The following is a 5,778-nucleotide window of genomic DNA, read 5'->3' as shown; positions in this document are numbered from 1 at the left end:
AAGCCGAGCAGCAGGAGCGGCAGCGAGCTCCACTCGGCGCCCAGGACGACCGTGACGGCGCCGGCGGCGCCGCCGAGCCAACCCGTGGTCAGTGCCGGCCGGCGGCCCCGGTGCACGGCGAAGTTGGACAACGGCACCGTGAACCCGGCCGCGCCCAGCGTCATCGCCACGACGGCGAGTCCCGCCCAGCCGGCCGAGCCCGTGACCTCCTCGATCAGCAGGGCGCCGACGGCCAGGCCTGCACCGTTGCCGATGCCTCCGACCACCTGGGCCAGCGCCAGCGTGCCGACCGTGCGGCGCTGGAAGGCCCAGCTCACGTCAGGCCCAGATCGTGACGCGCTCGGCCGGGTCGAGCCACAGCTCGTCCTCGGGCGTCACGCCGAACGCCTCGTAGAAGGCGTCGATGTTGCTGACGACCTGGTTGCAGCGGAACTCCGGCGGCGAGTGCGGATCGACCGTGAGGCGGCGGATCGTCTCGGCCGGTCGGACCTTGCCCTGCCAGGCGCGCGCCCACGACAGGAAGAAGCGCTGGTCGGGCGAGAGTCCGTCGATGTCCTCGGCGGGCTTGTCCTGCTGGGCCAGCTTGAACGCGAGGTGGGCGATCCCGAGGCCGCCCAGGTCGCCGATGTTCTCACCGATCGTGAGCGCCCCGTTGACCGTCTGGCCGTCGGCGTGCTCGGGCGAGAGGTTGTCGTACTGCGCGATGATCTTCGCGGCGAGCGCGTCGAACGCGGCGCGGTCGTCGTCGGTCCACCAGTTGCTGAGCGCGCCGGTGCCGTCGTACTGCGAGCCCTGGTCGTCGAAGCCGTGGCCGATCTCGTGACCGATGACCGAGCCGATCGCGCCGTAGTTGATCGCGTCGTCGCCGTCGGCGTAGAAGAACGGCGGCTGCAGGATCGCGGCCGGGAAGACGATGTCGTTCATCGTCGGGTTGTAGTACGCGTTGACTGTCTGTGGCGTCATGTACCACTCGTCACGGTCGATCGGCTGACCGATCTTGGCCAGCTCGCGGTCCATCGCCACGGCCTGTGCGCGGCGCGCGTTGCCGACGAGATCCGTGGGGTCGGTGTCGAGGGCGGAGTAGTCCTTGAACGACTCGGGGTGGCCGATCTTCGGCGTGAACGCGTCCAGCTTGGCCAGCGCGCGCTGCTTGGTCTCGTCGCTCATCCACGGCAGCTCACGGATGCTGATCCGGTACGCCTCGAGGAGGTTCGCGATGAGCTCCTGCATGCGCGACTTCGACTCGGCGGGGTACTCGGTGCGGACGTAGATCCTGCCGACGGCCTCGCCCATCGAGCCCTCGACGAAGCCCAGTCCACGCTTCCAGCGCGGGCGCAGCTCGTCGGTGCCCTGCAGGGTCTTGCCGTAGAAGTCGAAGTTCGCCGTGACGAACTCGTCCGACAGGTACGGGGCGGCGGCGTGCACGAGCTGCCAGCGCAGCCAGTCCCGCCACACCGGCAGGAGGTCGTCCGTGAGCAGCGTCTGCACGCCCTCGAGGTACGAGGGCTGCGAGACGACGGCCTCGGCCAGGACGGCATGCTCGATGTCGGCCTCGTCGGCCCAGGCGCGCCAGTCGAAGGACGGGGTCAGCTCGTCCAGCTGGTCCAGCGTCATCAGGTTGTACGTCTTCTGGGCGTCGCGGCACGCCACGCGGTCCCAGTGGTGCGAGGCGATCCTCGTCTCGAGGTCGAAGGCGCGCTGGGCGCGCTCGTCGGCATCGTCGAGCCCGGCCAGGTGCAGCATGGTCGCGATGTGCTCGCGGTACGCCTCGCGGATGGGCGCGAACTGCTCCTCACGGAAGTAGGACTCGTCGGGCAGGCCGATGCCGGCCTGGACGACGTGCGTGACGTAGCGGTCGGGCTGGCCGCGGTCGGGCGCGATGTAGAGGCCGGCGACGCTGTTGACGCCGGAGCGCTCGAGCGCTCCGATCGTGCGGACCAGGTCGGTCACCGACTCGACCGCATCGACCTTGGCGAGGTCGTCGGACAGGGGAGCGGCGCCGATCGCCTCGATGCGCTCGGTGTCCATGAAGCTGGTGTAGAGGTCGCCGATCTTGCGCTGCTCGTCGTCCTCGGGCGTCTCGGCGCAGCGCTCGACGATCGTGCGGACGAGCTCCTCCGCCTCGTCGACCAGCTGGACGAAGCCGCCGGCGGTGGCGCGGTCGGGCTTGATCGGGGTGTCGCGCAGCCAGCGCCCGTTCACATGCCGGAACAGGTCGTCCTGCGGGCGAATCTGGGCGTCGAATGTCGTGGGATCCAGGCCGTTGCTCACGCGGTTAGGCTACACAGCGTGGCTCAGCGAACCGAGGTCGAACTGACGGTCCTGCGCGCCGAGCAGCTGGCGCCCCGACTGCGCCGCATCGTGCTGGGCGGCCCGGCGTTCGCGCAGTACCTCGCGTGCCACCCGTCGTCGACCGACACGTACGTGAAGCTGGTCCTGCCCGTCGGCGACGAGACCGTGCTCCGTACCTACACGATCCGCTGGGTCGATCCCGAGGCGCAGGAGCTGGCGATCGACTTCGTCACCCACGGCGACGAGGGGCTCGCCGGTCCGTGGGCGGCGTCGGCGCAGCCGGGGGACACCCTGCGGTTCCGGGGCCCCGGAGGCGCCTACCGCCCTGATCCGGCCGCCGATCACCAGCTGTTCGTCGGCGACGAGTCGGCGCTGCCGGCGATCGCCGCGTCCCTGGCCGTCCTCGAGTCCGGGGCGGCCGCCACGGCGTTCCTCGAGGTCGACGGGCCCGAGCACCGGATCGACCTTCCGACGGCGGCGGACCTGACGGTGCAGTGGCTGTACCGCGACGGCGCCGGACCCGGCACGACCACGCTCCTTGACGACGCGGTCCGTGCGTGGGCGTGGCCGCAGGGCCGCGTCCAGGCGTTCGTGCACGGCGAGTCGGCCCTGCTCAAGACCCTGCGGCCGTACCTGATGGAGCGCGTCGCCCGCTCGGACATCTCGGTCTCGGCCTACTGGCGCCGCGGCGTCACCGAGGAGGGCTTCCGCACCTGGAAGAGCGAGCAGCAGGACGCCGTGGTCCGCCCTTCCCGCTGAGTTGCACGTTCGGCCGCCTCGCAACGGCGTGTCGGCGGCCATGCGTGCAACTCAGCGCGAAACCGCTCCCGGTAGCCTCGGCGGGTGACCGAATTGCGCAACGTGGCCGTGATCCTCGCCGGTGGAACCGGGACCCGGGTGGGCCTGGCGATCCCCAAGCAGCTCATCAAGATCGCCGGCAAGACGATCCTCGAGCACACCATCTCGGTGTTCCAGGCTGCCGAGTCGGTCGACGAGATCATCATCTTGATGACGCCGGGCTACCTCGACCCCGTGCACGCGATCGTCCGTGACGGCGCGTACCCGAAGGTCACGCAGGTGCTCGAAGGCGGCGCGACCCGCAACGAGACGACCAGCCTGGCGCTCAGGGCGCTGGGCGAGGACGAGTGCAACGTCCTGTTCCATGACGCCGTCCGTCCGCTGGTGTCGCAGAAGATCATCGAGGACGTCGTCGAGGCGCTCGGCACCCACGAGGCCGTCGACACGGCCATCCCGTCGGCGGACACGGTCGTGCAGGTCCACCCCGAGCGCGAGGGCGACCTCGACACGATCTCGGACGTGCTGCGCCGCGACCTGCTGCGCCGCGGGCAGACGCCCCAGGCCTTCCGCGCCTCCGTCATCCGCGCCGCTTACGAGAAGGCGTGGCAGGACCCGGACTTCACGGCGACCGACGACTGCACCGTCGTGCTGCGGTACCGGCCGGACGTGCCGATCGCGGTCGTCCAGGGCCACGAGCGGAACATGAAGGTCACCGAGCCGATCGACGTCTACATCGCCGACAAGCTGTTCCAGCTGGCGTCCGCCGAGGAGCCCGAGGCGCTCGACGAGGACCAGTACCGCGAGGCGCTCGCGGGCAAGACGATGGTCGTGTTCGGCGGCTCGTACGGGATCGGCGGCGACATCGCGAAGCTGGCCGCGTCGTACGGCGCCGACGTGCACGCGTTCTCGCGCTCGTCGACCGGCACGCACGTGGACCGGCGCGAGGACGTCGCCGAGGCAGCGCGGCAGGTCATCGAGACCGCCGGAAAGGTCGACTACGTCGTCAACACCGCGGGCATCCTGCCGATCGGCGACCTGGCGGACACGACCGAGGAGACGATCTGGTCGGCGACCGAGATCAACTACCTCGCGCCCATCTTCATCGCGCAGGAGTTCCGTCCGCTGCTGGCCGACACCAACGGGTCGCTGCTGCTGTTCACGTCGTCGTCGTACACGCGCGGTCGCAAGGGCTACTCGCTGTACTCGTCGGCGAAGGCCGCCACGGTCAACCTGACGCAGGCGCTGGCCGACGAGTGGTCGGGCGAGGTGCGCGTCAACTGCGTCAACCCCGAGCGCACCGGCACCCCGATGCGCACGAAGGCGTTCGGCGACGAGCCCGAGGGCACGCTGCTGTCGTCGGAGGAGGTCGCCCGCCGCTCGCTCGACGTGCTGCTGGCCGACATGACCGGTCACGTCATCGACATCCGTCGTGAGGGTGGTCCCGCCGCCATCGGTGGGGGTCACTGACCTCCCGGTCCTCGCCTCGAGCCGATGCTCAGCGACGCCGTGGTGGCACGATGCGCACATGGGGGAGTGGCAGGACGACCCGCTGGTGCTCGGGTACCCGTTCACCGGGCGGTGGCGGGCGCGCAACAGCCCCGCACGGCGCGTGCCCAGCCACGGGACGCACCTCATGGGCACGACCTTCGCCATCGACTTCATTCCCGTCGATGCCCGGGGGCGCTCCGCACCACGAAGCTGGCGTGCCGTCCTCGCGACCGAGCCGCCGGAGTCTTTCGTGGGCTTCGGCCGGCCGATCGTCGCACCGTGCGCGGGCCGTGTGGTCACCGTCCACGACGGGGAGCCGGACCACGTGGGCCGGCGTTCGCAGCTGACACTCGTGCACTACGCGCTCGGACAGGCGCGCCGCGTCCGCCGCGGCCCGGCGGCCATCGCCGGCAACCACGTCGTGATCGAAGCGTCGGACGGAGGCCCCTTCGTCCTGCTCGCGCACCTGCGTGAGGGTTCGATCCGGGTCGCGGCCGGTGACCTCGTCCGGGACGGCGACGTCCTCGGCGCGTGCGGGAACTCGGGGAACAGCACCCAGCCGCACGTCCACGTCCAGGCGACGGACAGCACCGACTGGGAGAGGGCGCGCGGACTGCCGATCGTCTTCAGGGACTCAGCCGGAGCCCGGCTGCCGCGCGAGTCGGAGATCGTCTCGGCCGGGCCCGGGTCAGGCTGACGTCACAGCGGGAACGTCCGCTCGCTGACGAACCGGCGAGCGGAGCCGTCGACAGGATCGGTGAACTCGAGCTCGCTCGCGAGGAGCTGCAACGGCCGCGTGAAGTCGTCGATCGACACGTCCACGACCTCCGGATAGAGGGGATCGCCGACGATCGGGCTGCCGAGTCCCGCCAGGTGCATGCGCAGCTGGTGCGTGCGGCCGGTCCGGGGACTGAGCCGGTAGACCGCGAGGTCGCCGGCCCGCGACTCCAGCTCGACGAGGGTCTCGGCATTGACCGGCGCGTCGGGTACGACTTCGGCCCTGGGCTCGCCACGGTCCTTGCGCAGGTGGTTGCGCACGATGACGGGGGACTCGAGCGCGGCCTGCCACGGCGCGAGGGCCCGGTACGTCTTGCGCACGTCCCGGTGCTCGAAGAGCGTTTGGTAGGGCCCGCGCCAGCGGCGCTCGGTCGCCAGCAGCAGCACCCCCGAGGTCACGCGGTCGAGTCGGTGCAGGGGCGT

The 5,778-nt window shown here is 70.8% G+C and carries 5 protein-coding genes and 1 pseudogene; 3 read left to right on the top strand and 3 right to left on the bottom strand.

The genetic code is table 11. The features are described from left to right. Positions 1-317: pseudogene (locus RT323_RS15355) on the bottom strand (MFS transporter); the annotation flags it as partial. A 1-nt stretch (position 318) separates the two neighbouring features. Further along, positions 319-2,271 carry a M13-type metalloendopeptidase gene (locus tag RT323_RS15350; protein ID WP_313410000.1) on the bottom strand — a complete coding sequence of 651 codons (1,953 nt, stop codon included), beginning with the start codon at positions 2,269-2,271 and terminating at the stop codon, positions 319-321. Positions 2,272-2,289: 18 nt separating this feature from the next. Here RT323_RS15350 and RT323_RS15345 point away from each other — a divergent pair, with 18 nt between their 5' ends. From RT323_RS15345 to RT323_RS15335, 3 genes are all read left to right on the top strand, one after another. Further along, on the top strand, positions 2,290-3,051 hold the full coding sequence (locus RT323_RS15345; RefSeq protein WP_313409999.1) for a siderophore-interacting protein: 762 nt from the start codon (positions 2,290-2,292) through the stop codon (positions 3,049-3,051). Between the two features lie 84 nt (positions 3,052-3,135). Further along, positions 3,136-4,557 carry a bifunctional cytidylyltransferase/SDR family oxidoreductase gene (locus RT323_RS15340; RefSeq protein ID WP_313409997.1) on the top strand — a complete coding sequence of 474 codons (1,422 nt, stop codon included), beginning with the start codon at positions 3,136-3,138 and terminating at the stop codon, positions 4,555-4,557. Between the two features lie 58 nt (positions 4,558-4,615). Further along, positions 4,616-5,275 (top strand): M23 family metallopeptidase, encoded by a 660-nt coding sequence (locus RT323_RS15335; RefSeq protein ID WP_313409995.1) that lies wholly within the window; start codon positions 4,616-4,618, stop codon positions 5,273-5,275. 2 nt (positions 5,276-5,277) lie between these two features. On the opposite strand, the gene RT323_RS15330 is transcribed toward RT323_RS15335, so the two are convergent. Then, positions 5,278-5,778 (bottom strand): pseudouridine synthase (locus RT323_RS15330; protein ID WP_313409993.1); only part of this gene is annotated, 501 nt, incomplete at its 5' end.

Source organism: Aeromicrobium sp., from assembly GCF_032084975.1.
In the GTDB taxonomy this organism is placed as follows: Bacteria; Actinomycetota; Actinomycetes; order Propionibacteriales; family Nocardioidaceae; genus Aeromicrobium.
The sequence above is the reverse complement of the archived record's forward strand: the minus strand, read 5'-3'. Positions and strand labels throughout refer to the sequence as shown.